This window comes from Bradyrhizobium sp. USDA 4541, from assembly GCF_024171085.1.
GTDB classification, from domain to species: domain Bacteria; phylum Pseudomonadota; class Alphaproteobacteria; order Rhizobiales; family Xanthobacteraceae; genus Bradyrhizobium; species Bradyrhizobium australafricanum.
Window position 1 is genome coordinate 3,720,369 of the sequence record NZ_JALJZF010000001.1, and the last position, 24,386, is coordinate 3,744,754.

A 24,386-nucleotide genomic window follows, 5' to 3' on the forward strand; every position below is an offset into this window, starting at 1 on the left:
GGATACCTAAACGATTGGCATGTCTTCGGAGACGCGTATGAAAGTGATTGGCCTCGCGGGCTGGAGCGGTGCCGGCAAGACCACCCTGCTGTCGCGGGTGATCCCCTGCCTGCTGGGCCGCGGCCTGCGCGTCTCCGTGATCAAGCACGCCCACCATGAATTCGATGTCGACGTGCCCGGCAAGGACTCCTGGGTGCACCGGCAGTCCGGTGCGACCGAGGTGCTGGTGTCCTCGACGCGGCGCTGGGCGCTGATGCACGAGCTGCGCGGCGCCGATGAGCCGCGGCTGCCGGAGCTGCTCGCCAAGATGGCGCAGGTCGATCTGGTCGTGGTCGAAGGCTTCAAGCGCGAGCCGGTCAACAAGATCGAGGTGTACCGCGCCGCCAACGGCAAGCCGCTGCTGTTTCCCGACGACCCGCGCGTGGTCGGGATTGCCAGCGATGTCGCCGTTGCAACCACGCTGCCGGTCGCGCATCTCGACGACATCGAGGACGTTGCCGAATTGATGCTGCGCGCCGCGATTCCCGTCGACGACGTGCTCGCGTCGGCTCCGGCCGAAGGCTGACGTGGACGGGGAGGCGGCGTTGACGATGCAGGACGGCTTCGCCATGGTCGAACCATGACAACGACGAAGCTCGATCTCACCGGCCTGAAATGCCCGCTGCCGGCGCTGAAGACGCGCAAGGCCCTCCGGAGCGTGACGGCGGGAGATTTCCTCGAGGTGCACTGCACCGATCCGCTTTCGGTGATCGATATCCCGGCCCTCATCCAGGAGACCGGCGACAAGGTCGAGATCACCGAACGAAGCGACGCCCGGATCGTTTTCTTGATCGAGAAGATCAATGGAGCGATAGGCAATTCGAATGCTGCGTTGCCGCGTACGCGCTAGATGCAGCTTGATATCTACCTTTTGCCTATCGACACCTATTTTCCATTCTGCGCGAATTGATAATGTCCGCCGGGTTGTGGTGATGGCGTTGTGCTCGAGTGTGGGCGCATCGACGGACAACGACTGGGCCCGTGCCCAGATCACGGGCTGCACGGCCGGGCATATCCGGTCGTATTGGGGGTTAGCATTTCCGGAATGTGCGTGGTTGGTCCCGACGCATTGAGGAAATGTGCGGAGCTGCCGGCTGACGCTGGCCGCAATGGGCTGAGGCGGGATCGAAGATGCAGATGCGCCTGTCGTAATGGCGGCTGCAGGGGAGGTGTCAATGACCACAGTGAGCAGCGCCGGACGCGTATCCGCGACAGGCGCAGGTTTCCTCGACAAGGAACATACAATCGCGACCGCCGGCTTCAACCGCTGGCTGGTGCCGCCGGCCGCGCTCTGCATCCATCTGTGCATCGGCATGGCTTACGGCTTCTCGGTGTTCTGGCTGCCGCTGTCGCGCGCGATCGGCCTGACCGCGCCGAAGGCGTGCCCCGACATCTCGCTGGTGCAGGAGCTGTTCACCACCACCTGCGACTGGAAGGTCGCGAGCCTCGGGTGGATGTACACGCTGTTCTTCGTGCTGCTCGGCGTCTCCGCCGCGATCTGGGGCGGCTGGCTCGAGAAGGTCGGTCCGCGCAAGGCCGGCTTCGTCGCGGCGCTGTGCTGGGCCGGCGGTCTCGTGATCGGCGCGCTCGGCGTCTACACGCACCAGCTCTGGCTGATGTGGCTCGGCTCCGGCGTGATCGGCGGCGTCGGCCTCGGCCTCGGCTACATCTCGCCGGTGTCGACGTTGGTGAAATGGTTCCCCGACCGGCGCGGCATGGCGACCGGCATGGCGATCATGGGCTTCGGCGGCGGCGCGATGATCGGCGCCCCGCTCGCCGACAGGCTGATGAACTACTTCAAGACCCCGACCTCGGTCGGCGTCTGGGAGACCTTCCTCGCCATGGGCGCGATCTACTTCGTGTTCATGATGATCGGCGCGTTCCGCTATCGCATTCCGCCGGCCGGCTGGCAGCCCGAGGGCTGGGCGCCGCCGACGAAGGCCAACGCGATGATCTCGAGCAAGCATGTCCATCTCGACAACGCGCACAAGACGCCGCAATTCTGGCTAATCTGGTGGGTGCTCTGCCTGAACGTGTCGGCGGGCATCGGCGTGATCGGCATGGCCTCGCCGATGCTGCAGGAGATCTTCGCGGGCAAGCTGATCGGCCTGCCCAATGTCGGCTTCAACCAGCTCGATGCCGGACAGAAGACGCAGATCGCGGCGATCGCGGCCGGCTTTGCCGGATTGCTGTCGCTGTTCAACATCGGCGGCCGCTTCTTCTGGGCGTCGCTGTCGGACAAGATCGGCCGCAAGAACACCTACTACACGTTCTTCATCCTCGGCATCGCGCTCTACGCGCTGGCGCCGACCTTCGCCGCGATGGGATCGAAGCTGTTGTTCGTGCTCGGCTTCGGCATCATCCTGTCGATGTATGGCGGCGGCTTCGCCACCGTGCCGGCCTATCTCGCCGACATGTTCGGCACCCAGTTCGTCGGCGCCATCCACGGCCGTCTGCTGACGGCATGGTCGACCGCCGGCATCATCGGTCCTGTCGTGGTGAACTACATCCGTGAGTTCCAGCTGGCCGCAGGCGTGCCGCGCGACCAGCTCTACAACACCACGATGTACATCCTGTGCGCCATGTTGATCGCGGGCCTGATCTGCAACTACCTGATCAAGCCGGTCGATGCGAAATGGCATATGAGCGACGCCGAGGTTGCCAAACTGCAGGATGCGAGCGCCAGCGCCGCGGCGGCCGGACCGCATGGTTCCTACGGGATCGGGTTCGGCGGGCTCGACGCCAAGGCGGCGCTGTTCTGGCTGTTCGTCGGCATTCCGCTGGCGTGGGGCGTCTACATGACGCTGCTCAGCGCGGTCAAAATCCTCTGATCGCAGTTCAGGCCGCGCGCGGGCCATCTGGTATCCCGCGCGGCCTGAAGCGTTTTCGAGCGAAGTGGATGCCGGTTCGCGTGAAGAAGACGCGTCAAACAAGAAGCTCTACGCCGTTCAAATCAACAGATAATCAAGGGACATTTCAGTCATGTTTCGTACCGCAAGCTGTCTTGTGGCCGCCTTGCTTCTCGCCGGCTCGCTGCACACCGCGTCAGCCCAGACCACCGAGGCCAAGCCGTCGAAGGTCAAGCTGACCATGCAGAAGCTGAAGGACATGAAGGCGAAGTGGAAGGCCAACAAGCCAAAGCTGAAGGCTTGCCGCGCCGAGGTGAAGTCGAAGGGCCTGACCGGCGACGACCGCTGGTTCTACATCGAAGAATGCATGGGCAAGAGCTGAGCGGCACCGCTCCGCTATCTGCAACGCAAGAGGGCGTGACGGCGATCGCTGTCACGCCCTCTTGTTGCGTTCGAGACGCGGTCACTCCGCGGCGGCGGGCGTCGTCTTGGCGGCCTCCAGCGCGGCTGCGATCGCCTCGTCGACCCGTTCGAGCCAGATGAACTCCAGCTTGGCGCGGGCGCCGGCGGGGATGTCGTCGAAGTCGCGCTTGTTGCGCGCCGGCAGCATCACCCGGGTCAGGCCGGCGGCCGCGGCTGCGACCACCTTCTCCTTGATGCCGCCGACCGGCAGCACGAGGCCGCGCAGCGAGATCTCGCCGGTCATCGCGGTGTCGCTACGCACCGTGCGGTCGGTCAGGAGCGAGGTGAGGGCGGTGAACATCGCAACGCCCGCGCTCGGACCGTCCTTCGGCGTCGCGCCGGCGGGAACGTGGACGTGGATGTCGCTCTTCTCGAACACGCCGGGGTCGATGCCGAGCTGCGAGGCCCGGCTCTTCACCAGGGTTAGCGCGGCCTGCACGCTCTCGCGCATCACCTCGCCGAGCTGGCCGGTGAGGATCAACGCGCCGCGGCCCGGCGTGCGCGACGCCTCGATGAACAGGATGTCGCCGCCGACCGGGGTCCAGGCGAGGCCGGTGGCAACGCCGGGAATGCTGGTGCGCATCGCGATCTCGTTCTCGAACCTCGGCTGGCCGAGCAGCGAGACGATGTCCTTCGGCGCGATGGTGACGTGGCTGGTGCTGCCCTCGGCGATCTGCACCGCGACGTTGCGCAGCACCTTGCCGATCTCGCGCTCCAGGTTGCGCACGCCGGCCTCGCGGGTGTAGCTGCGGATGATCAGCCGCAGCGCATCCGGATCGATCTCGACCTGCTCGGCCTTGATGCCGTTGGCCTCGAGCTGGCGGCGGACCAGATAGCGCTTGGCGATCTCGAGCTTCTCGTCCTCGGTGTAGCCGGCAAGGCTGATCAGCTCCATGCGGTCGAGCAGCGGGCCGGGGACGCCGTCGAGCATGTTGGCGGTGGCGATGAAGACGACGCGCGAGAGATCGAACGGCACGCCGAGATAATTGTCGCGGAAGGTGCTGTTCTGCTCGGGGTCGAGCACTTCGAGCATCGCGGCCGACGGATCGCCCTGGACGCCGCGGCCCATCTTGTCGATCTCGTCCAGCATCATCACGCAATTGCGCGCGCCGGCTTTCTTGATCGCCTGGATGATGTTGCCGGGCAGCGCCCCGATATAGGTGCGGCGATGGCCGCGGATCTCGGCCTCGTCATGCACGCCGCCGAGCGAGACGCGGACGAACGGCCGCGCCATCGCGCGCGCGATCGATTGGCCGAGTGACGTCTTGCCGACGCCGGGCGGCCCGAGGAAGCACAGGATCGGCGCCTTGCCGCCGGGCGCGAGCTTGCGCACCGCGAGATATTCGATGATGCGGCTCTTGATCTTCTCGAGGCCATAATGGTCCTGGTCGAGGATCTTGCGCGCCTCCGCGATGTCGATCGGCTTCTCCTCCGGAATGCTCCAGGGCAGATCGATCAGCCAGTCGAGATAGCTGCGCACCATGCCGGATTCGGCCGCTGCCTCCGGCATCCGCTCGTAGCGGCGCAGTTCCTTCTGCGCCTGGCTTTCGGCCTCCGGCGGCATCTTGGCCTCGACGATCGCCTTGGTCAGCTCGGCGACTTCCGCGGCCTTGCCGTCACCTTCGCCGAGCTGGCGCTGGATCGTCGCCATCTGCTCGCGCAGGATCGCCTCGCGCTGCCGCTCGTCGAACACGGCCTTGGTCTTCTGCCCGATCTCCTGGCTCAGCCGCAGCACCTCGATACGTTCGGCGAGGTGACGCGACACCTTGTCCATCCGTGCCACGAGATCGATGGTTTCCAGGATGTCCTGTTTCTCCGACGGCTTGATGTCCATGTAGGACGTCGCAAGGTCGGCAAGGGTTGCCGGCGAGGTGGTGCCCTGCAGTGCTGCGATCAGCTCCTGCGGCACTTGCGGCAGCAATTGCGCGGCCTCCAGCGCCTGGCGCTGCAGATTGAGGAAGCGCGCCTCGATCTCGGCCGAGGTGGTGGTCGGCTCGGGAATTTGCAGCACGCGGGCCGCGAGGAACGGCGTGCCCGGCAGATAGTCGAGCACGCGCATGCGCTGCACGCCCTGGCAGACCAGATGGTGGCTGTCGTCCGCACCGGTGATGTAGCGCACGATGTTGGCTGTGGTGCCGACGCGGTAAAGCCCGTCGGGGCCGGGATCGTTGGTCTCGGGATCGCGCTGCAGCAGGATGCCGATCGGCCGCTGCTCGCGCACCGCCTGCTGGGCCGCGGCAATCGAGGTCGCCCGGGCGATCGTGATCGGAATGATGACATCCGGAAACAGCACGGTGTTGCGCACCGGGACGATGATCAGCGCGTCGCTCGGGATCGGCGTCGAAGTTGAAGCTGGGCTTGAAACGTCTGAGGCAGCCATGTCGAAATCCTTTAGCTCGACTTTCCGAGCCGCAGGCCGACGCAACCATGCGCGGCAAAGCGGCTGATCGTGTAGCGGCCGGTCGGCAGCGCGATGCGGCGCTCGAACCGGCCCTGCGGCAGTTCGAGGCGCAGGATACGGGCGTTGCGGAGTTCAGGGGGCAGGGTGCGGCGGCCGGAGATCACCAGCGTGCCGCCGTCGAGCGCGGCCTCGACCTCGTCGGGATCGACCCCCGGCAACGCGACCAGGATCAGGATTTCATCCTCGGTCTCGATCACGTCGGTCGGCGGTTCCCAGCTCGGCTCGGTGCTTCCCGCGCGCGGGTGCAAATTGAGGAAGCTCTGGTGCAGCCGTTCGGCGCGGGCGAGCGCCTCGATCGCATCCGACAGCATCCAGTTGATCTGATCCTTGGGCCGCATGGGCACTCTCCACGTCGCATTGGGAGGCAAGGTTACCGGTCTTGCCGCCGACCGTAAACCTGCCCCTCGCGCCGCTGATCGAGGGTAAAATTGTCCGAAATGTCGCGATTTGCGGCATGACGGCGGTGCACGGACCGCGGCCGGACGCTTATGCCGCGGCTATGTGACAGGGCTGCGGCTGCTCTCGAATTCCTACGGCCTTCCCCGCATCTTTTGCCGTGATGCGGCGCGCTCGCGCGCGCCGCCAAACGGGAAGGTGGCACATGACCTTGCTCCATTACCACGATGCCCGGCCGCACGGTTCGGCCGGCGCCATGCCCTTGATGCTGCGGCCGACGTTCCGGCGGATCGGCCTCGTCTTCAGGACTGTTCACCGTGCGATCGCCGCCGCCAAGATTCATCGGCTCCGCAATGAGCTGCTGCTGCATCGCGGCCACGAGGATTGGGCGCGGACCAACCTCAACGTCGGCATGCTCGGCGGCGACGCCGAGAGATATCCACGGGCGCCGGTCGTGCTCGGCGAGAAGTGGGACTACTGAGATGCGCACAGTTTTGTTCATCGCTGCCCTGCCGCGCCGCGCCGCAGAAGGGCTGCTCGCATTCCTCGCCTGGATCGGCGAGGAACCGATCAACGGCTACCGGCCCGAGGCGCATTACATGCGCGGTCCGGGACCTGCGTGGCGGGCCAAGCATCGCGGGCGTTAAGCCCCTGAACCCATCCGCGTCATTGCGAGGAGCATGGCGACGAAGCAATCCATATCTCCGCATGTGGCGCGATGGATTGCTTCGCGGAGCCTGTCATCGGGCGCGCGTTCGCGCGGCCCGTTGGCTTGCAGTGACGTGCAGAGGCCGCGGCGCCTACGAGTCCCACGATCCCGAGCGCGCCGACCTTGAGCGACCGTCGTTTCTGCTCCCAAACCAGTTCACGTCGCTTCACGCCGCGGCGCCAGGTGATCGAGAAGGTTCATCGGCAGCGGGAACACCACGGTCGAGGAGCGCTCGCCGGCAATGTCGTGCAGCGCCGCGAAGTAGCGCAGCTGCATCGCTTGCGGCTCCTGGGCGAGGATCCGGCCGGCCTCGACCAGCTTCTCGGCGGCCTGCTGCTCGCCCATCGCGTTGATCACCTTGGCGCGCCGCAGCCGCTCCGCCTCGGCCTGCTTGGCGATCGCCCGCACCATCGTCTCATTGAGATCGATATCCTTGATCTCGACCCCGGTGACCTTGATGCCCCAGACGTCGGTCTGCCTGTCGAGGGTCTCCTGGATATCGGCGTTCAGCTTGTCGCGCTCCGCCAGCATCTCGTCGAGCTCGTGCTTGCCGAGCACCGAGCGCAGCGTGGTCTGCGCAAGCTGGCTGGTCGCAGCCATGTAGTCGCTGACCTTGATGATGGCGCGCTCGGGATCGACGATGCGGAAGTAGAGCACGGCGTTGACCTTGACCGAGACGTTGTCGCGCGAAATCACGTCCTGTGGCGGCACCACCTGCACCACCACCCTGAGATCGACCTTCACCAGCTGCTGCACCACCGGAATCAGGATGATGAGCCCCGGGCCCTTCACCCCGGTGAAACGGCCGAGCGTGAAGATGACGCCGCGCTCGTATTCGCGCAGCACGCGCACGGCCTGGGTCAGGAATACGATGATCAGCAGCGCGATCGCCGTATAGGTGAAATAATCAAGCATCATGCTGTACCTCCTTCGCCGGGGGAGGCCGGCGCGCGCCGTACCACCAGCGTCAAATCGATGATGTTGGCGACCTCGACCGTGTCTCCCGCCGCGAATGTCTCGGTGCTGCGCGCTTGCCAGCGTTCGCCGTTGGTGAAGACGTGACCCGTGGTCTCGGACCAGTCGAGCACTTCGGCCGATAGCCCGCGCATGGCTTGCGCACCGATCCGCACCGGGCCCTTGCGCGCCCGGCGGAGCGCGCCGAGCACGACGAGAATGAGCCCCGTGAACATCGCGGCGACGATGCCGATGACCGGCCATGACAGCCGGTAACCGGGCGCCTCGATCCGAAACAGCATGGCTGCTCCAAGCACGAAGGCGACTATTCCTCCGAGGCCGATCACGACGGTCGGGTTGAAGGCTTCGATTGCGAGCAGCGCGATCCCGACCAGCATCAGGGCGAAGCCCGCGTAGTTGATCGGCAGCATGTTGAGTGCGTACAGACCGAGCAGCAGGCAGATCGTCCCGACAACCCCGGGCGCCACGGCACCGGGCGACATGAACTCGAAGATCAGGCCGTAGATGCCGACCATCAGGAGAATGAATGCGATGTTGGGGTCGGTGATGACCGCAAGCGCGCGCGCGATCCAGGTGGGATCGATGGCCTCGATCGCGGTGTCCGTGGTCGCCAGGCGTTGCGTCTTGCCGCCGGGAAGCTCGATGGTCCGGCCATCGACCTGCCTGAGCAGGTCGGCCGGATCGCGCGCGGTGAGATCGATGACGTTGGCCTGCAGCGCTGCGTTGGCGGAGAGGGTGGCGGCATCGCGGACCGCCTTCTCGGCCCAGTCGGCATTGCGGCCACGCAATTCGGCGAGGCTGCGGATGAAGGCAACGGCATCATTCGTCACCTTCGCCGTCATGGCATCCTTGGTTTCGGACGGATGGCCGCCGTCCTTCTGGTCCTTGCCGCCCTTGTCCGGGGTGCTGCCCGGCAGCCCCGGTATCGGGCCGCCGATCTGCACCGGCGTCGCGGCGCCGATATTGGTGCCGGGCGCCATGGCCGCGAGATGGGTCGCATAGAGGATATAGGTCCCGGCGCTCGCGGCATGGGCGCCGGATGGCGCAACGTAGCCGACCACGGGAACGGGCGAGGCCAGCACGTCGGCGATGATCTCACGCATGCTGGTGCTGAGGCCGCCCGGCGTATTCAAACGCAGGATAACAATTTCGGCGTGGCGCTCGGCGGCCTTGGCCAGGCCGTCCTTGACGTAGCTGGCCGCTGCCGGCCCAATTGCCCCGTCGATTGAAATGGTCAGGGCAAGATGGCTGTTGTCCGCGGCCGGACCGGGACGGATGGAGACAACCAGAGCGACCAGGACGGTCGCAACAACGAGGGCCGCCTTGAAGGTGGTGTGCACGGCAAGCACTCCCTTGCCGTGGATATGGGGCGCCGTTTCGGAACCTCAAGTTGGCGCCGCGTCACGGGCACCGTGTGCTGATCGCATTGTGCATTGCGATGGGTTATGTCGGGTCGGCAAATCTCAATGCGCGGCTGCGAGGTACTCGTCGGCAAGCTCAGCCATCGCCTGCGAGACCTCGGCCTCTGCCGACCCGTTCAATTGCACGATCGGCAGTCGCGTCGTCGGCGGCATGAATCCCAGAAGCGCCAGCGCGAACTTCAATGCGGCGGGATGCTCGCGCTCCAGCAAGGTCGCAAGCGGCACCAGCCGCTGGTGCAACTCCCGCGCCTGATACAACCGTCCCTCGCGGAAATGCCTGTGAACGGCCACGTACAGATCGGGCGCGACGTTCGTCACGACCGAGATGCAGCCATCGCCACCGGCGGCGAGCCAGGCCAGCGAGGAGGCGTCGTCGCCGGTCAGCATCCGGAATGTCGCCGGCAGGCGTGAGCGCAGGCGCGCCAGCCGGGCAACGTCACCGCTGCCGTCGCGCAATCCCACGAAGCGTGGCGATGCGGCGAGCTCGAGCAGCGTCTCGTCGGCAAGGCCCTTGACCGTGCGCGACGGAATGTCGTGCAGGATGACGGGCAGCGTGGTGGCCGCGGCGACCGCGTGGAAATGCGCCGCCGTGCCCCGTGGCATAGGCTTGTTGTAATAGGGTACGACCGACATGACGGCGTCGGCGCCGGCCGCTTCCGCGGCCCGGGTGAATGTGACGGCGCGGTCGGTCGCGTTCGATCCGGCGCCGGCGATGATGCGAACCCGCTTGCGCGCGACGCCGGCCGCGATCCGGACCAGCTGCGCACGTTCCGCGGGCTGCAGCGTCGCGCTTTCACCTGCGGTCTCGCCGACCACCAGCGCGGTGACGCCGGCCGCGATCTGGCGCTCGCACAGCCGGCCGAACGCCTCCGCGTCGATCTCGCCCCGATGGTTGAAGGGGGTCGGAAGATCGGGGATGAAGCCCGACAGCCATCCGGCCGTGTCGGCTTTCGCAGCCGTTTGCCAGGTCATGTTTGTCAAGTCATGGGTGGCTCACGCCACGCGGATTGCGGGAAAGCTCGCGGTCTCGCCGCGCATATCGAGCTCGATCTCACGCGACAGCTCGACGATCATTTCAGGATGCTGGCCGTTTTCGAACAGCGCGTATTTGACGGCCTGGGCGCGGTTGACGAACAGGCCGCCATAGAGGCCGTTCTGTTGCTGGGCGACCCACTGGCCGCGATGGTTGCGGCCGATGAAGACGACGGTGGACGCGGCGCTACACGAGGGAGGTTCGACGAGTTTCACGGTGGTGGTCCTTCTTTTTGTTTCTGACGCGTTTTCCTCGCGCGAACCGGTGTCCGGCTCGCTCGAAAACGCTTCAGTCACGGTCACGCGATCAATGTCTGATTTGCGGGATATGAAATCGAGCGCGTGCGAGCAGCGACTTCATAGGAGCGGCATAGGATTTGTGAGGATGGTCTAGAGGCGCTGGACGATGCCGGTGCCGAGCGCGCACAGCGCGACATAGGCGGTCATCTCGTCCCAGTGATTGAGGTTTGCGGCAAACGGCATTTCGCGCTTGGCGATCCCGGCGAAGGCGCAGATCACGGCCGACATCCACAACAGGGTGACGAGGCCCTTGCCGAAGCCGGCGCCGGCGAACACGGCAAAGCCGATCATGATGGCAAGCCGGAAGCCGAAGCGGACCATGACCTGGACCGACTGCAGCTGCCGCGGCAGTTGTTTGGTGTCCACGGCCGCGCCGCCGTCAGCCGATATTGTCGACGAACAGCGGCTCGTACAGCGCGCGCGTGTCGCGACGGACGGTCGGCACGCTGGTTCGGCTATCGGGCGTCGAGATGCGCTGCGCCTCCACGAAGGCGCTGAGGATCGCGAGTGCAAGATCGGTGTGGTGGGTCTCGATCGACTGGTCGAGCCAGTCCGGCAGCTCGCGTTCGCGCGACAACGCACAGTGCCACTCGCCCTCGTCATAGACCAGGCGGCGGATCTGCCATTGCGGCAGTTCCAGATCGAGCAGCGCGATCGCGGCGTCGGTCCAGGCGCCCGACTGGATCAGCCGCTCGACCTGGCGGGTCTTGCCGCTCTGTCCGACCGAGGGAAAGCGCCGGCAGGTCTGGCTGATGATGTCGGCCATGAATTCGGCTGTCACCGCATAGGCGTCGCGCAGCCGTTCGCCGAGATCGATGGAGGTGTTCTGGGAAAGCACTGACATGGCGTCATCTCGTCTTGCGCGGCCCAAGAAATCCAAGCTCAAGGCATTGGCCGCACGCTCAAAATGGCCGGAGTGCCATTTGAAAACGAGATGAGGCGGGGGACGGAGATATAGGGATTCCATAAAGACACGTCGTCCCGGCGAAGGCCGGGACCCAACCGCCGATTTCAGTTTTCGTGTCGCGCTGGGGCCCAGCCATCACAAAACTCGGCCCTGTGGTTATGGGTCCCGGCCTTCGCCGGGACGACGGCTGCGCAGCTCGTGGCACTTATAGGATTCCTATAACGTCCTTACTCGCCACCTCTCGAAAACCTATGTCCCGGATGGCACCTCACGGCCATCCGGCGCGGGACGCCTATGCAATGGCCCGCGCCCTGTGACGCATAGGAGTCTCACATGATGGACATTCTCATGGCGGCGCTTGCGATCGGCTTCTTCGCGGCCGGCATCGGCTACGCCTACGCCTGCGAACGGCTGTAACGGAGGCGGCGATGATCTTCGATTACTCGCTCGCCGGCCTCGTCTCGCTCGGCCTGCTGTTCTACCTCACTTACGCATTGCTGCGGCCCGAACGCTTCTAGGCGGCCCGCGATGTCAGCGCTTTGCACAATTCTGTTAGCCGACGCGATGCTGACCGGGCTGTTGCTCGGCTTGTTCGCGTCGATGCTGCGCTTCGCTCCCATTCGAAAGGTTTGACGCAATGACCGTCATCGGCTGGATTCAAATTATTCTGTTCTGCGCGATCGTTGCCGCGCTGGTCAAACCGCTCGGCTGGTACATGACCCGCGTGTTCAACGGCGAGCGCACCTTCCTGTCGCCCGTGCTGCGCCCGGTCGAGCGCGGCATCTACTGGGTCGGCGGCGTCGACGAGCGGCGCGAGCAGCACTGGCTGACCTATACGGTCGCCATGCTGCTGTTCCATGTCGGCGGCTTCGCCATCATCTACGGCCTGATGCGGCTGCAGGCGGTGCTGCCGTTCAACCCGGCCGGACAGTCGGCGGTCGCCGAGGACCTTTCCTTCAACACCGCGATCTCCTTCATCACCAACACCAACTGGCAGAACTACGGCGGCGAGAGCACGCTGTCCTATCTGGTCCAGATGGTCGGCCTCACCCACCAGAATTTCCTGTCGGCGGCGACCGGCATCGCGCTGGCGATGGCGCTGATCCGCGGCTTCACCCGCTCGTCGATGCGCACCGTCGGCAATTTCTGGGTTGATGTCACGCGCTGTACGCTCTACGTGCTGCTGCCGATCTGCGTCGTCTACGCGCTGTTCCTGGTCTGGCAGGGCATGCCGCAGACGCTCGGCGCTTATGTCGACGCCACCACGCTGGAGGGCGGCAAGCAGACCATCGCGCTCGGGCCCGTGGCCTCGCAGGTCGCGATCAAGATGCTCGGCACCAATGGCGGCGGCTTCTTCAACGCCAACGCCGCGCATCCTTTCGAGAATCCGACCGCGCTGTCGAACCTCGTGCAGATGGTCTCGATCTTCGCACTCGGCGCCGCCATGACCAACGTGTTCGGCCGCATGGTCGGCAACGAGCGCCAGGGCTGGGCGATCTTCGCCGTGATGGGCATCCTGTTCGTCGCCGGCGTCACCGTCACCTACTGGGCGGAAGCCAACGGCACCTCGGCGCTGCACGCGCTCGGTCTCACCGGCGGCAACATGGAGGGCAAGGAGGTCCGCTTCGGCATCGTCGCGTCCTCGCTGTTCGCCGTCGTCACGACTGCCGCCTCCTGCGGCGCGGTCAATGCCATGCATGACAGCTTCACCGCGCTCGGCGGCATGATCCCGCTGATCAACATGCAGCTCGGCGAGGTCATCATCGGCGGCGTCGGCGCCGGCTTCTACGGCATGTTGCTGTTCGTCGTGCTGGCGATCTTCGTCGCCGGCCTGATGGTCGGCCGCACTCCGGAATATGTCGGCAAGAAGATCGAGGCGCGCGAGGTCAAGATGGCGATGCTCGCGATCCTGGTGCTGCCGCTGATGTATCTCGGCTGGACCGCGGTCGGCGTGGTACTGCCGTCGGCGGTGGCCTCGATGGCGAACTCCGGCCCGCACGGCTTCACCGAGGTGCTGTACGCGTTCACCTCGGCGACCGGCAACAACGGCTCGGCCTTCGCGGGCCTCACCGGCAACACCCTGTTCTACAATCTGACGCTCGCCTCCGCGATGTTCGTCGGCCGCTTCTTCATGATCGTGCCGGCGATGGCCATTGCAGGTTCGCTGGTCGAGAAGAAGTCGATCCCGGCCTCGGCGGGCACCTTCCCGACCACCGGCGGGCTGTTCGTCGGCCTCGTCATCGGCGTGATCCTGATCATCGGCGGTCTCACCTTCTTCCCGGCGCTGGCGCTCGGGCCGATCGTCGAGCACCTCGCCATGAACGCCAACACCCTGTTCTGATCGAATTGTCCGGAGTGACAACCATGGAAACCACAAGACTGCAAAAGCAGGTGACGGCGTCGACCATGTTCGACCCGAAGATCCTGGTGCCGGCGATCCGCTCGGCCTTCGTCAAGCTCGATCCTAGGGTGATGGCGAAGAACCCCGTGATGTTCGTGGTCGAGGTCGTGGCCGCGTTGACCACGGTGATCTTCGTCCGCGACCTCGTCACCGGCAGCGCCAATCTCGGCTTCACCTTCCAGATTATCCTCTGGCTCTGGTTCACGGTGCTGTTCGCCAACTTCGCCGAGGCCGTTGCCGAAGGCCGCGGCAAGGCGCAGGCGGAATCGCTGAAAAAGACCCGTACCGAGAGCCAGGCCAAGCTGCTCACCGGCACCGACCGGACCTATCGCATGGTGCCCGGCACCTCGCTGAAGGTCGGCGACGTCGTGCTGGTCGAGGCCGGCGACAACATCCCGTCCGACGGCGAGGTGATCGAAGGCGTGGCCTCGGTCAATGAAGCCGCGATCACGGGTGAATCCGCGCCCGTGATCCGCGAGTCCGGCGGCGACCGTTCCGCGGTCACCGGCGGCACCCAGGTGCTGTCGGACTGGATCCGTGTCCGCATCACCGCAGCCCAGGGCTCGACCTTCATCGACCGCATGATCAAGCTGGTGGAGGGCGCCGAGCGGCAGAAGACGCCGAACGAGATCGCGCTCAACATCCTGCTGGCCGGCCTCACCATCATCTTCGTGTTCGCGACGGTGACGATCCCGAGCTATGCGGCCTATGCCGGCGGCTCGATTTCGGTCGTTGTGCTGGTGGCGCTGTTCGTGACGCTGATCCCGACCACGATCGGCGCGCTTTTGTCGGCGATCGGCATCGCCGGCATGGACCGCCTGGTGCGCTTCAACGTGCTGGCGATGTCTGGCCGCGCGGTGGAGGCTGCCGGCGACGTCGATACGCTGCTGCTGGACAAGACCGGCACCATCACGCTCGGCAACCGCCAGGCGACCGCATTCCGTCCGATCCGCGGCGTCGCCGAGCAGGACCTCGCCGACGCAGCGCAGCTTGCCTCGCTGGCCGACGAGACGCCGGAAGGCCGCTCGATCGTGGTGCTCGCCAAGGAGAAATACGGCATCCGCGGACGCGACATGCATGAGCTTGCCGCGACCTTCGTGCCGTTCACCGCGCAGACCCGCATGAGCGGCATCGATGCCGGCACGTCGTCGGTCCGCAAGGGCGCGGTGGACGCGATCCTTGCCTATGTCGACGGCGGCTCGCCCCGCACCGTCGCCTCGGGCAACACCGTCCGCGCGGTCGCGGCGACGATGAGCGCCGAAGCGCGCGAGATCCAGTCGATCGCCGACGAGATCGCAAAGGCCGGCGGCACGCCGCTGGCCGTCGCCAAGGACGGCAAGCTGCTCGGCGTCGTGCACCTGAAGGACATCGTCAAGGGCGGTATCCGCGAGCGCTTTGCCGAACTGCGCCGCATGGGCATCCGCACCGTGATGATCACCGGCGACAACCCGATGACCGCGGCCGCGATCGCGGCCGAGGCCGGCGTCGACGACTTCCTGGCGCAGGCAACCCCCGAGGACAAGCTCAAGCTGATCCGCGACGAGCAATCCAAGGGCAAGCTGGTCGCGATGTGCGGCGACGGCACCAACGACGCGCCGGCGCTGGCGCAGGCCGATGTCGGCGTCGCCATGAACACCGGCACGCAGGCCGCCCGCGAGGCCGGCAACATGGTCGACCTCGATTCCAACCCGACCAAGCTGATCGAGGTGGTCGAGATCGGCAAGCAGCTGCTGATGACCCGCGGCGCGCTGACCACGTTCTCGATCGCCAACGACGTCGCGAAGTACTTTGCGATCATCCCGGCGATGTTCCTCGCGTTCTATCCGCAGCTTCAGGTGTTGAACGTGATGCACCTGGCGAGTCCGCAAAGCGCGATCCTGTCGGCGATCATCTTCAATGCGCTGATCATCATCGCGCTGATTCCCTTGGCGCTGAAGGGCGTCAAGTATCGCGCGGTGGGTGCCGGCGCGCTGCTCGGCCGCAACCTGATGATCTACGGTCTCGGCGGCATCGTCATCCCGTTCATCGGCATCAAGGCGATCGACCTCGTCGTCGCCGCCTTGGGCCTGGCTTAACCACAACGTCATTGCGAGGAGCGAAGCGACGAAGCAATCCATCCATCCGTTATGCCGATCCATGGATTGCTTCGCTTCGCTCGCAATGACGAAAGAGATTTAGGAGACCAGTCATGCTGAAAGAAATCCGCCCCGCCATCCTCGTGCTGGTCCTGCTGACCGCGATCACGGGCCTTGCCTATCCGCTCGCCATCACCGGCATCGCCGGCGTCATCTTCCCGCGCCAGGCGCAAGGCAGCCTGATCGAGCAGGACGGCAAGGTGATCGGCTCCGCCCTGATCGGGCAGGAGTTCAAGGAAGATAAATACTTCCATGGCCGGCCGTCGGCGACGGTCGCGCCCGATCCGAACGACTCCACGAAGACAGTGCCGGCGCCCTACAATGCGGCCAATTCCGGCGGCTCCAACCTCGGCCCGACCAGCAAGGCGCTGAACGACCGGGTCAAGGAGGATGTCGAGAAGCTGAAGGCGGAGAACCCGTCCGCCAGCGTGCCGGTCGATCTTGTGACCACGTCGGGCAGCGGGCTCGATCCGGATATCTCGCCGGACGCCGCGCTGTTCCAGGTGCCGCGGGTCGCCAAAGCGCGCAGCATGTCCGAGGACGCAGTGCGTGAGCTGGTGACGCAGAACACGCAGGGCCGCTTCGCCGGCGTGATCGGCGAGCCCCGTGTTAACGTTCTTGCGCTCAACCTGGCGCTCGACGCGGCAAAGCCAAAATAGGAGAGTAGGCTGCCCCTCGCAGGATGACTATATTGCGGTATGGCCAATCAGCGCGACCCTGACAAACGACCCTCGCCGGATGCGCTGCTGGAGGCGGCGCGCCGGGAGACCGATCGATCGGGACGGCTGAAGATCTTCATCGGCGCCGCCCCCGGCGTCGGCAAGACCTACGAGATGCTCTCGAGCGCCCACGCCCGCCTGAAGGCGGGCGTCGACGTCGTGGTCGGCGTCGTCGAAACCCACGGTCGGGTCGAGACCGAGACGCTGCTCAGGGGTCTCGAGGTGCTGCCGCGGAAGCGGCTGACCTATCGCGACCAGACGCTAGAGGAGATGGACCTCGATGCATTGATCGCGCGGCGGCCGCAGCTCGCGCTGGTCGACGAGCTCGCCCATACCAACGCGCCGGGCAGCCGGCATCCCAAGCGCTATCTCGACGTCGAGGAGCTGCTGTCGCACGGCATCGACGTCTATACCGCGATCAACATCCAGCACATCGAGAGCCTCAACGACGTCGTCGCGCAGATCACCCATGTACGGGTGCGCGAGACGGTGCCCGACTCGGTGGTCGATCGCGCCGATGCCATCGAGCTGATCGACCTGACGCCCGACGACCTGATCCAGCGGCTGAAGGAGGGCAAGGTCTATGTGCCCAAGCAGGCCGAGCGGGCGCTGGAACACTATTTCTCGCCCGGCAATCTCACCGCGCTGCGCGAGCTGGCGCTGCGCCGCACGGCCGAGCGGGTCGACGAGCAGCTGCTCAACCACATGCAGGCCAATGCGATTGCCGGACCCTGGGCCGCCGGCGAGCGCATCCTGGTCTGCCTGAGCGAGGATCCGCGCGCGGCCGGCCTCGTGCGCTACACCAAGCGCCTCGCCGACCGGCTGCATGCGCAATGGACCGCGGTCAGCATCGAGACGCGGCGCAGCCTGCAACTTTCCGACGAGCAGCGCGACCGGCTGGCCGACACCATGCGGCTCGCGGAATCGCTCGGCGGCGAGGCGCTGACGCTGCCCGGCGTCGGCCGCCGTATCGCCGACGACGTCATCAATTTCGCCCAGGCCAACAACGTCACCCAGATCATCATCGGCAAGTCGACGCGCTCGCGCTGGTTCGAGCTGACGCATGGGTCCGTGGTGCACGATCTGGTGCGCCGCGCCGGCAATATCAGCGTCAACGTGATCGCCGGCGACGAGCTGCCGGTCGGCAAGGCGGCGGTGCAGACCGCGCAGCGGCAGGAGCCGTTCAATCCGCGGCCGTATCTGATGGCGCTGCTGCTGGCGGCGCTCGGGCTCGGCGCGGCCAAGCTGATCCAGCCGTTCTTCGGCATCGAGAATGTCGACCTGGTCTTCCTCACCGCCGTGGTCGGCGCCGCGGCGCGCTATGGCCTCGGGCCGTCGCTGCTGGCGAGCGTCGCGGCCTCGCTGTGCTACAATTTCTTCTTCCTGCCGCCGGTCTATACCTTCACCATCACTGACCCGACCAATGTCGCGGCGTTCTTCTTCTTCATGCTGATCGCGCTGCTGGTCTCCAACGTCGCGGCGCGGGTGCGCACCCAGGCTGACACCGCGATCAGCCGCGTCCGCACCACCGAATCGCTCTACGCCTTCAGCCGCAAGCTTGCCGGCACCGCGACACTGGACGACGTGCTGTGGGCGACCGCCTACCAGATCGCGCTGATGCTCAAGGTGCGCGTGGTGCTGCTGCTGCCGGAGGACGGCATGCTGACCGTCAAGAGCGGCTATCCGCCGGAGGATCAGCTCGACCAGGCCGATCTTGCCGCCGCCAACTGGGCCTGGGGCAACGACCGCCCGGCCGGCCGCGGCTCGGACACGCTGCCGGGGGGAAAACGGCTGTTCCTGCCGATGCGCACCGGCCGCGGCCCGATCGGGGTGATCGGCATCGACGACGACCGCACCGGGCCCTTGCTGACGCCGGACCAGCGCCGGCTGCTCGATGCGCTGGTCGATCAGGGCGCGCTGGCGATCGAGCGCGTGCTGCTGGTCGAGGACATGGACCGCGTCAAGCGCACGGTGGAATCCGACCGGCTGCGCGGCGCGCTCCTGACCTCGATCTCGCACGATCTCAAGACGCCGCTGGCCTCGGTGCTCGGCTCGGCCTCGGCGCTGCGCGACCTCGGCGCCAACCTGAGCGATGCGCAGAAGCACGATCTGCTCGCCACCGTGATCGACGAGTCCGAGCAGCTGAATCGGTTCATCGCCAATCTGCTCGACATGACCAAGCTGGAATCCGGCGCGATCGTGCCGAACACGGCGCGCCATGATGTCGGCGAGATCGTCGGCAGCGCGCTGCGGCGGGCGAGCAAGATCCTGGTGCATCACCGGGTGTCGCTGGAGCTCGCGGCCGATCTGCCGATGCTGGAGCTCGACGCCGTGCTGTTCGAGCAGGTGCTGTTCAACCTGCTCGACAACGCTGCCAAATACGCCCCGTCGGACACCACGATCTCGATCCGCGGCGCCCGCGATCGCGACACCATCGCGCTGCAGATCCTCGATGAAGGCAACGGGATTCCCGCGGCCGAGCTCGAAAGCGTGTTCGACAAATTCTATCGCGCCGAGAAGGGCGACCATGTCCGTCCCGGTACCGGCCTCGGGCTTGCGATTTCGCGCGGCTTCGTCGAGGCGATGCGCGGCACGATCGCGGCGGCCAACCGCGCCGACCGCAGCGGCGCCGTCATCACCATCCGCCTGCCGATCCCTGCCGACACCAACGCGCTGGACACTGCTGCATGAACGCGACGCCGATCAAGGTCCTGGTCATCGACGACGAGCCGCCGATCCGCAAGTTGCTGCGGATGGGGCTGAGCACGCAGGGCTATGACATCCTCGAGGCATCCAACGGCAAGCTGGCGCTGGAGATGCTGGGTGAGGGACCGGCGCTGATCATCCTCGACCTCGGATTGCCCGACATTCAGGGCCATGACCTCTTGCGCATGATCCGCGGCCGCAACGAGAGCGTGCCGATCGTGGTGCTGTCGAGCCGCGGCGACGAGGCCGGCAAGGTGCAGGCGCTCGATCTCGGCGCCGACGACTACCTGACCAAGCCGTTCGGCATGGACGAATTGCTGGCGCGGCTGCGCGCGGCGCTGCGGCACCAGTTGCAGGTGCAGGGCGAGCGGCCGGTGTTTCGCTCCGGCGATCTTTCGGTCGATCTGGTGCGCCGGATCGTCAAGGTCGGCGACAAAGAGATCAAGCTGTCGCCGAAGGAATATGACCTGTTGCGCGTGCTGGTTCAGCATGCCGGCAAGGTGTTGACCCACCGCTTCCTCTTGAAGGAATTGTGGGACGAACTGACCGACGCGCAATATCTGCGCGTCTATGTGCGCCAGCTCCGCCAGAAGATCGAGGCCGACCCGGAGCGTCCGCAATTCGTGCTGACCGAGACCGGCATCGGCTATCGGCTGCGCGCGGCGGACTAACATGTAGCCCGGATGAGCGAAGCGATATCCGGGGCATCTCCCGCATGTCGCTGCGCTCATGCGGGCTACGTTGGTGCCGTCGCCCGACGACACCAAACGGAACTTTCGCTGCCATCGAGGCTTGTTTTCCGTTAGCGGGAGACAAGCCATGGCAAGGAAATATTCGCGGAAGGCATCGGGCGATGTAGAGCGCGCGATGAAGAAACGCAAGGCCGGCACGCTGCGCAGCGGCCGCTCCAAGAAGAAGGTGAAGAGCCGCAAGCAGGCGATCGCGATCGGCTTGTCCGAGGCACGCGCCAAGGGCAGGAAAGTGCCGAAGAAGTCGTCAAAGAAGAAGACGGCGAAGAAGCGCAAGACTGCCAAGAAGCGGAAGAGCTCGAAGAAGAAGTAGCGGACGAGTTGCATCCATCCGTCATTGCGAGGAGCGTAGCGACGAAGCAATCCATCCCTCCGCGTATGTGGAGAGATGGATTGCTTCGCTGCGCTCGCAAGGACGAGAGATCTCATCCCGCCTTGCGTCGCCGCGCGCTTGACCGGTGCGCCTTCTTGGCGGCGCGGCGATGCGGGGTCGGGCGGCGCGCGGTGGAGCGCGAGCGCCTTGCGCCGCTCTTGCCGCGTTTCAGGCTCTGCTGCAGCGCGTCCATCAGGCTCACGACGTTGCTTGGCTTCTCCTCGCGCTCGGCGGCCTTGATCGGCTTGCCGGCCGCCTTGCGGCGGACCAGGGCCTTCAGCGCGGTCTCGTACTCATCCTTGAATTTCGACGGATCGAAATGCGCGGCCTTGCTGTCGAGGATATGGCCGGCGAGCTCGATCATGTCCTTCGTGACCTTCGGGCTCCTGATGTCGTCGAAATAATCGTCGGCGTCGCGCAGCTCGTAGGGGTAACGCAAGGTGGTGCCGAGCATGCCCTTGTCGAGCGGCTCGATCGCGATCACATGCTCGCGGTTGGTCAGCACGATCCGCGCCAGCGCGACGCGGTCCTGATCCTTCATGGCGTCGCGGATCACCGCGAACGCGTCGACGCCGGCCTTGCCGTCGGGCCTGATGTAGTAGGGGTGGTCGAGATAGCGCTTGTCGATCTCGCCCTCGGGCACGAAGCTGTCGATGTCGATGGTATGGTTGCTCTCGATCTGCACCGCTTCGAGCTCGTCCTTCTCGATCTCGACATATTTGCCCTTGCTGACCTCGTAGCCGCGGCCCTTCTGATCGCCCTCGACAACGTCGCCGGTCTCGGTATCGACCATCTGCTGCTTCAGCCGGTTGCCGGTCTCCCGGTTGATCATGTGGAAGCGGGTCTTCTCGACCGCGGTCGAGGCCGGGTAGAGCGCCACCGGGCATGACACCAGCGAGAGCTTGAGCGTGCCTTTCCAGTAGGCGCGGGGAGCGGCCATGATCGCCTCCAAACAGCTTGAGTTTGGAACTTGAACGGATACCGTGGGTTTTGGTTCCTGATGGCCGCACGGAGGCGGCGGCCGTCGTTTGCGCCGAGGGTTTGCCGAGGTTTGTTGTGTCGCTGAGAAACCTGTCCACCTATCGCAAGAAGCGCGACTTCGAGAAGACCAACGAGCCGTCGGGCGACGTCAAGGTCGCACCCAGCAAGCAGCGGCGCTTCGTCATCCAGAAGCACGACGCGACGCGGTTGCATTACGATCTGCGGCTCGAATTCGATGGCGTCTTCAAGTCCTGGGCGGTGACGCGCGGGCCCTCGCTCGATCCGCATGACAAGCGGCTGGCGGTGGAGGTCGAGGATCATCCGCTCGACTATGGCGATTTCGAAGGCACCATTCCCGAAGGCCAGTACGGCGGCGGCACGGTGCAGCTGTGGGATCGCGGCACTTGGGAATCGGACGATCCCGAGCGCGGCTTCAAGAAGGGCGACCTGAAGTTCACGCTTGAGGGCGACAAGCTGCACGGCAGCTGGGTGCTAGTGCGGATGAAGGGCGACCGCTTTGGCGGCAAGCGCACCAACTGGCTCCTGATCAAGCACCGCGACGAATATGCCGTTGACGGCAACGGCGAGGAGATCCTCGACAAAGACCGTTCGGTCGCCTCCGGACGCTCGATGGCGCAGATCGCGGCCGGCAAGGGCCGGGCGCCGAAGCCGTTCATGCTGGCCAAGGGCAACGGCAAGGCCAAGGCGGACGCGGTCTGGCAGTCCAACCACGGCATGGCTGCGGACGCGCGCGCCAGGACCAAGGCGCCGGCGCCCAAGGAGCGGCTGAAAGTGACGCGGCAGGCGAAACCGAAGCAGGTATCGGAGATGCCCGATTTCGTCGCGCCGCAGCTCTGCGCCGCGGTGGAGTCTCCACCCAATGGCACGGGCTGGTGCCACGAGATCAAGTTCGACGGTTACCGCGTGCAGCTCCGCGTCGAAGACGGCGAGGCCGTGCTGAAGACGCGCAAGGGGCTCGACTGGACCGCCAAGTTCGGCGCGATCGTGAAGGAGGCGGAGAAGCTGCCCGACGCGCTGATCGATGGCGAGATCGTCGCGCTCGACAAGAACGGCACGCCGCATTTTTCGACGCTGCAGGCCGCGCTCTCCGACGGCAAGACGGATCGGCTGATCTTCTACGCGTTCGACCTGCTGTTCGCCGGCACCGAGGACCTGCGCCCGCTGCCGCTCGCCGAGCGCAAGGCGCGGCTGAAGCAATTGCTCGCGGCGCGCAAGGGCAAGAACCCTCTGATCCGCTATGTCGAACATTTCGAGCAGCGCGGCGAGGCGGTGCTGGAATCCGCGCGCAAGCTCGGCCTCGAAGGCATCGTCTCCAAACGGCTCGACGGCGCCTACCGTTCCAGTCGCTCCGACGACTGGACCAAGGCAAAAATCCGCGCCGGCCATGAGGTGGTGCTCGGCGGCTGGAAGACCACCAATGGCAAATTTCGCTCGCTGATGGCGGGCGTCTATCGCGGCGATCATCTGGCGTTTGTCGGCATCGTCGGCACCGGCTTCGGCCAGGACACGGTCCGCCGCATCATGCCGGCACTGAAGGCGGCGGAGGCGGACAAGAACCCGTTCGGCGGCAAGGACGCGCCGAAGAAGACCCGCGACGTGCACTGGCTCAAGCCGGAGCTGGTCGCCGAGATCGAGTTCGCCGGCTGGACCGACGCCGGCAATATCCGCCAGGCCGCCTTCAAGGGCCTGCGCCAGGACAAGCCGGCGCACGAGGTCGAGGCCGAGCGGCCGGTTGTAACCAAAGTGGTGAAGCCGATGGCCAAGGGCGTGGCGAAGAAGGGCACCGGGAAGGCGTCCAGCGAGGTGATGGGTGTCGTCATCTCGCACCCGGACAAGGCGCTGTGGCCCGATGCGGGCGATGGCGAGCCGGTGACCAAGCTCGACCTCGCGAACTATTTCGAGGCGGTCGGCGAATGGATGATCTCCTATCTCAAGGGCCGGCCGTGCTCGATCGTGCGTGCGCCCGACGGCATCAAGGGCGAGACCTTCTTCCAGCGTCATGCGATGGCCGGCACATCAAAACTGCTCAAGCTTGCGAAGGTCTCGGGCGACCGTAAACCCTATTTGCAGATCGACCAGATCGAGGGCCTGGCAGCAGTCGCGCAGCTCGGCGGTCTCGAGCTGCATCCCTGGAATTGCGCGCCCGATGCCTATGACACGCCGGGCCGGCTGGTGTTCGATCTCGATCCCGCGCCCGATGTTGCATTCACCGACGTGATCGACGCCGCCAAGGACATGCGGCAACGGCTGACCGCGGTCGGCCTCGAAAGCTTCTGCAAGACCACCGGCGGCAAAGGTCTGCACGTCGTCACACCGCTGCTCGCAGGCAGCAGGGACAAGGTGACGTGGAAGGAGGCCAAGGCGTTCGCGCAGGCGGTCTGCCAGTGGATGGCGCAGGACGATCCCGAGCGCTATCTGATCAACATGTCCAAGGCCAAGCGCACGGGAAAGATCTTCCTCGACTATTTGCGCAACGACAGGATGTCGACGGCGGTCGCGGTGTTGTCGCCGCGGGCGCGTCCGGGGGCGACAGTGTCGATGCCGCTGACCTGGCCGCAGCTGCGCGGTGACCTCGATCCGAAGAAATTCACGCTGCGCACCGTGCCGGCCTTGCTCGCGAAGACGAAGGCCTGGGATGGCTACGAGGATGCGGCGTCGTCGATCAAGTCGGCGATGAAGAAGCTCGCGGCCAAATAAGCGCCGTCCAACGAAGCACCACCCGCTTTCGCGGGTGATGCTGGTCGTCGATA

Annotated in this window: 23 protein-coding genes; 14 read left to right on the forward strand and 9 right to left on the reverse strand. The window is 65.7% G+C overall.

All coding sequences use genetic code 11. The features are described 5' to 3' along the window. Positions 1-37: 37 nt before the first annotated feature. From mobB to J2R80_RS17470, 4 genes are all read left to right on the forward strand, one after another. Positions 38-565 carry a molybdopterin-guanine dinucleotide biosynthesis protein B gene (gene mobB / locus J2R80_RS17455; RefSeq protein ID WP_028332715.1) on the forward strand — a complete coding sequence of 176 codons (528 nt, stop codon included), beginning with the start codon at positions 38-40 and terminating at the stop codon, positions 563-565. A gap of 54 nt (positions 566-619) precedes the next feature. After that, positions 620-889: a sulfurtransferase TusA family protein gene (locus tag J2R80_RS17460; protein WP_057014863.1), complete on the forward strand. Its 270-nt coding sequence runs from the start codon at positions 620-622 to the stop codon at positions 887-889. 325 nt (positions 890-1,214) lie between these two features. Further along, on the forward strand, positions 1,215-2,870 hold the full coding sequence (locus J2R80_RS17465) for an OFA family MFS transporter (RefSeq protein WP_253638998.1): 1,656 nt from the start codon (positions 1,215-1,217) through the stop codon (positions 2,868-2,870). A 151-nt stretch (positions 2,871-3,021) separates the two neighbouring features. Then, complete coding sequence (locus J2R80_RS17470; RefSeq protein ID WP_028342462.1) at positions 3,022-3,270, forward strand: hypothetical protein; 249 nt, start codon at positions 3,022-3,024, stop codon at positions 3,268-3,270. An 81-nt stretch (positions 3,271-3,351) separates the two neighbouring features. Here J2R80_RS17470 and lon read toward each other — a convergent pair whose 3' ends face one another. Both lon and J2R80_RS17480 read right to left on the reverse strand, forming a co-directional pair. Beyond that, on the reverse strand, positions 3,352-5,730 hold the full coding sequence (gene lon, locus J2R80_RS17475) for an endopeptidase La (protein ID WP_253638999.1): 2,379 nt from the start codon (positions 5,728-5,730) through the stop codon (positions 3,352-3,354). Between the two features lie 11 nt (positions 5,731-5,741). Continuing rightward, positions 5,742-6,149, reverse strand: a complete 408-nt coding sequence (locus J2R80_RS17480; protein ID WP_028332710.1) for an Hsp20/alpha crystallin family protein — start codon at positions 6,147-6,149, stop codon at positions 5,742-5,744. 263 nt (positions 6,150-6,412) lie between these two features. Between J2R80_RS17480 and J2R80_RS17485 the strand changes: the two genes are divergently transcribed. Both J2R80_RS17485 and J2R80_RS17490 read left to right on the forward strand, forming a co-directional pair. Next, positions 6,413-6,688: a hypothetical protein gene (locus J2R80_RS17485; RefSeq protein ID WP_253639000.1), complete on the forward strand. Its 276-nt coding sequence runs from the start codon at positions 6,413-6,415 to the stop codon at positions 6,686-6,688. A gap of 1 nt (position 6,689) precedes the next feature. Beyond that, a complete protein-coding gene (locus J2R80_RS17490) occupies positions 6,690-6,854 on the forward strand; it encodes a hypothetical protein (RefSeq protein ID WP_253639001.1) in 165 nt (54 codons plus the stop codon). 218 nt (positions 6,855-7,072) lie between these two features. Here the strand turns inward: J2R80_RS17490 and J2R80_RS17495 are convergent, their stop codons facing one another. From J2R80_RS17495 to J2R80_RS17520, 6 genes are all read right to left on the reverse strand, one after another. Continuing rightward, the gene (locus J2R80_RS17495; RefSeq protein WP_253639002.1) at positions 7,073-7,834 is read right to left on the reverse strand and encodes a slipin family protein; all 762 of its coding nucleotides are present in this window, start codon (positions 7,832-7,834) and stop codon (positions 7,073-7,075) included. Beyond that, a complete protein-coding gene (locus J2R80_RS17500) occupies positions 7,831-9,240 on the reverse strand; it encodes a nodulation protein NfeD (RefSeq protein WP_253639003.1) in 1,410 nt (469 codons plus the stop codon). Before J2R80_RS17500 ends, J2R80_RS17495 begins: the two co-directional genes overlap by 4 nt. 114 nt (positions 9,241-9,354) lie before the next feature. After that, complete coding sequence (dapA, locus tag J2R80_RS17505; RefSeq protein WP_253639004.1) at positions 9,355-10,284, reverse strand: 4-hydroxy-tetrahydrodipicolinate synthase; 930 nt, start codon at positions 10,282-10,284, stop codon at positions 9,355-9,357. Between the two features lie 21 nt (positions 10,285-10,305). Further along, positions 10,306-10,560 (reverse strand): hypothetical protein, encoded by a 255-nt coding sequence (locus J2R80_RS17510; protein WP_057015086.1) that lies wholly within the window; start codon positions 10,558-10,560, stop codon positions 10,306-10,308. A 174-nt stretch (positions 10,561-10,734) separates the two neighbouring features. Further along, a complete protein-coding gene (locus tag J2R80_RS17515; protein ID WP_028332704.1) occupies positions 10,735-11,010 on the reverse strand; it encodes a hypothetical protein in 276 nt (91 codons plus the stop codon). A 13-nt stretch (positions 11,011-11,023) separates the two neighbouring features. Continuing rightward, a complete protein-coding gene (locus J2R80_RS17520; protein WP_229189644.1) occupies positions 11,024-11,488 on the reverse strand; it encodes a hypothetical protein in 465 nt (154 codons plus the stop codon). A 491-nt stretch (positions 11,489-11,979) separates the two neighbouring features. On the opposite strand from J2R80_RS17520, the gene J2R80_RS17525 reads away from it, so the two are divergent. From J2R80_RS17525 to J2R80_RS17555, 7 genes are all read left to right on the forward strand, one after another. Beyond that, positions 11,980-12,069 (forward strand): K(+)-transporting ATPase subunit F, encoded by a 90-nt coding sequence (locus J2R80_RS17525; RefSeq protein ID WP_016846764.1) that lies wholly within the window; start codon positions 11,980-11,982, stop codon positions 12,067-12,069. Between the two features lie 119 nt (positions 12,070-12,188). After that, a complete protein-coding gene (gene kdpA, locus J2R80_RS17530; RefSeq protein WP_157345482.1) occupies positions 12,189-13,892 on the forward strand; it encodes a potassium-transporting ATPase subunit KdpA in 1,704 nt (567 codons plus the stop codon). Positions 13,893-13,915: 23 nt separating this feature from the next. Then, complete coding sequence (gene kdpB / locus J2R80_RS17535; RefSeq protein ID WP_253639005.1) at positions 13,916-16,027, forward strand: potassium-transporting ATPase subunit KdpB; 2,112 nt, start codon at positions 13,916-13,918, stop codon at positions 16,025-16,027. A gap of 113 nt (positions 16,028-16,140) precedes the next feature. After that, a complete protein-coding gene (locus tag J2R80_RS17540; RefSeq protein WP_057014873.1) occupies positions 16,141-16,746 on the forward strand; it encodes a K(+)-transporting ATPase subunit C in 606 nt (201 codons plus the stop codon). Between the two features lie 39 nt (positions 16,747-16,785). Beyond that, a complete protein-coding gene (locus J2R80_RS17545) occupies positions 16,786-19,497 on the forward strand; it encodes a sensor histidine kinase KdpD (RefSeq protein ID WP_253639006.1) in 2,712 nt (903 codons plus the stop codon). Further along, positions 19,494-20,183 carry a response regulator gene (locus tag J2R80_RS17550; protein ID WP_057014875.1) on the forward strand — a complete coding sequence of 230 codons (690 nt, stop codon included), beginning with the start codon at positions 19,494-19,496 and terminating at the stop codon, positions 20,181-20,183. The genes J2R80_RS17545 and J2R80_RS17550 overlap by 4 nt, the downstream gene beginning before the upstream one ends. A gap of 148 nt (positions 20,184-20,331) precedes the next feature. Further along, positions 20,332-20,574 (forward strand): DUF6496 domain-containing protein, encoded by a 243-nt coding sequence (locus J2R80_RS17555; RefSeq protein ID WP_225161094.1) that lies wholly within the window; start codon positions 20,332-20,334, stop codon positions 20,572-20,574. A 112-nt stretch (positions 20,575-20,686) separates the two neighbouring features. On the opposite strand, the gene J2R80_RS17560 is transcribed toward J2R80_RS17555, so the two are convergent. Continuing rightward, on the reverse strand, positions 20,687-21,574 hold the full coding sequence (locus J2R80_RS17560) for a Ku protein (RefSeq protein WP_253639007.1): 888 nt from the start codon (positions 21,572-21,574) through the stop codon (positions 20,687-20,689). 116 nt (positions 21,575-21,690) lie between these two features. Between J2R80_RS17560 and ligD the strand changes: the two genes are divergently transcribed. Next, positions 21,691-24,333 (forward strand): DNA ligase D, encoded by a 2,643-nt coding sequence (ligD, locus tag J2R80_RS17565; protein ID WP_253639008.1) that lies wholly within the window; start codon positions 21,691-21,693, stop codon positions 24,331-24,333. Positions 24,334-24,386: the final 53 nt, after the last annotated feature.

Coding starts and splice junctions, on each gene's coding strand:
- mobB (WP_028332715.1), top strand. CDS start 38: ATGAAAGTGATTGGCCTCGCGGGCTGGAGCGGTGCCGGCAAGACCACC.
- J2R80_RS17460 (WP_057014863.1), top strand. CDS start 620: ATGACAACGACGAAGCTCGATCTCACCGGCCTGAAATGCCCGCTGCCG.
- J2R80_RS17465 (WP_253638998.1), top strand. CDS start 1,215: ATGACCACAGTGAGCAGCGCCGGACGCGTATCCGCGACAGGCGCAGGT.
- J2R80_RS17470 (WP_028342462.1), top strand. CDS start 3,022: ATGTTTCGTACCGCAAGCTGTCTTGTGGCCGCCTTGCTTCTCGCCGGC.
- lon (WP_253638999.1), bottom strand. CDS start 5,730: ATGGCTGCCTCAGACGTTTCAAGCCCAGCTTCAACTTCGACGCCGATC.
- J2R80_RS17480 (WP_028332710.1), bottom strand. CDS start 6,149: ATGCGGCCCAAGGATCAGATCAACTGGATGCTGTCGGATGCGATCGAG.
- J2R80_RS17485 (WP_253639000.1), top strand. CDS start 6,413: ATGACCTTGCTCCATTACCACGATGCCCGGCCGCACGGTTCGGCCGGC.
- J2R80_RS17490 (WP_253639001.1), top strand. CDS start 6,690: ATGCGCACAGTTTTGTTCATCGCTGCCCTGCCGCGCCGCGCCGCAGAA.
- J2R80_RS17495 (WP_253639002.1), bottom strand. CDS start 7,834: ATGATGCTTGATTATTTCACCTATACGGCGATCGCGCTGCTGATCATC.
- dapA (WP_253639004.1), bottom strand. CDS start 10,284: ATGACCTGGCAAACGGCTGCGAAAGCCGACACGGCCGGATGGCTGTCG.
- J2R80_RS17520 (WP_229189644.1), bottom strand. CDS start 11,488: ATGTCAGTGCTTTCCCAGAACACCTCCATCGATCTCGGCGAACGGCTG.
- J2R80_RS17525 (WP_016846764.1), top strand. CDS start 11,980: ATGATCTTCGATTACTCGCTCGCCGGCCTCGTCTCGCTCGGCCTGCTG.
- kdpA (WP_157345482.1), top strand. CDS start 12,189: ATGACCGTCATCGGCTGGATTCAAATTATTCTGTTCTGCGCGATCGTT.
- kdpB (WP_253639005.1), top strand. CDS start 13,916: ATGGAAACCACAAGACTGCAAAAGCAGGTGACGGCGTCGACCATGTTC.
- J2R80_RS17540 (WP_057014873.1), top strand. CDS start 16,141: ATGCTGAAAGAAATCCGCCCCGCCATCCTCGTGCTGGTCCTGCTGACC.
- J2R80_RS17545 (WP_253639006.1), top strand. CDS start 16,786: ATGGCCAATCAGCGCGACCCTGACAAACGACCCTCGCCGGATGCGCTG.
- J2R80_RS17550 (WP_057014875.1), top strand. CDS start 19,494: ATGAACGCGACGCCGATCAAGGTCCTGGTCATCGACGACGAGCCGCCG.
- J2R80_RS17555 (WP_225161094.1), top strand. CDS start 20,332: ATGGCAAGGAAATATTCGCGGAAGGCATCGGGCGATGTAGAGCGCGCG.
- J2R80_RS17560 (WP_253639007.1), bottom strand. CDS start 21,574: ATGGCCGCTCCCCGCGCCTACTGGAAAGGCACGCTCAAGCTCTCGCTG.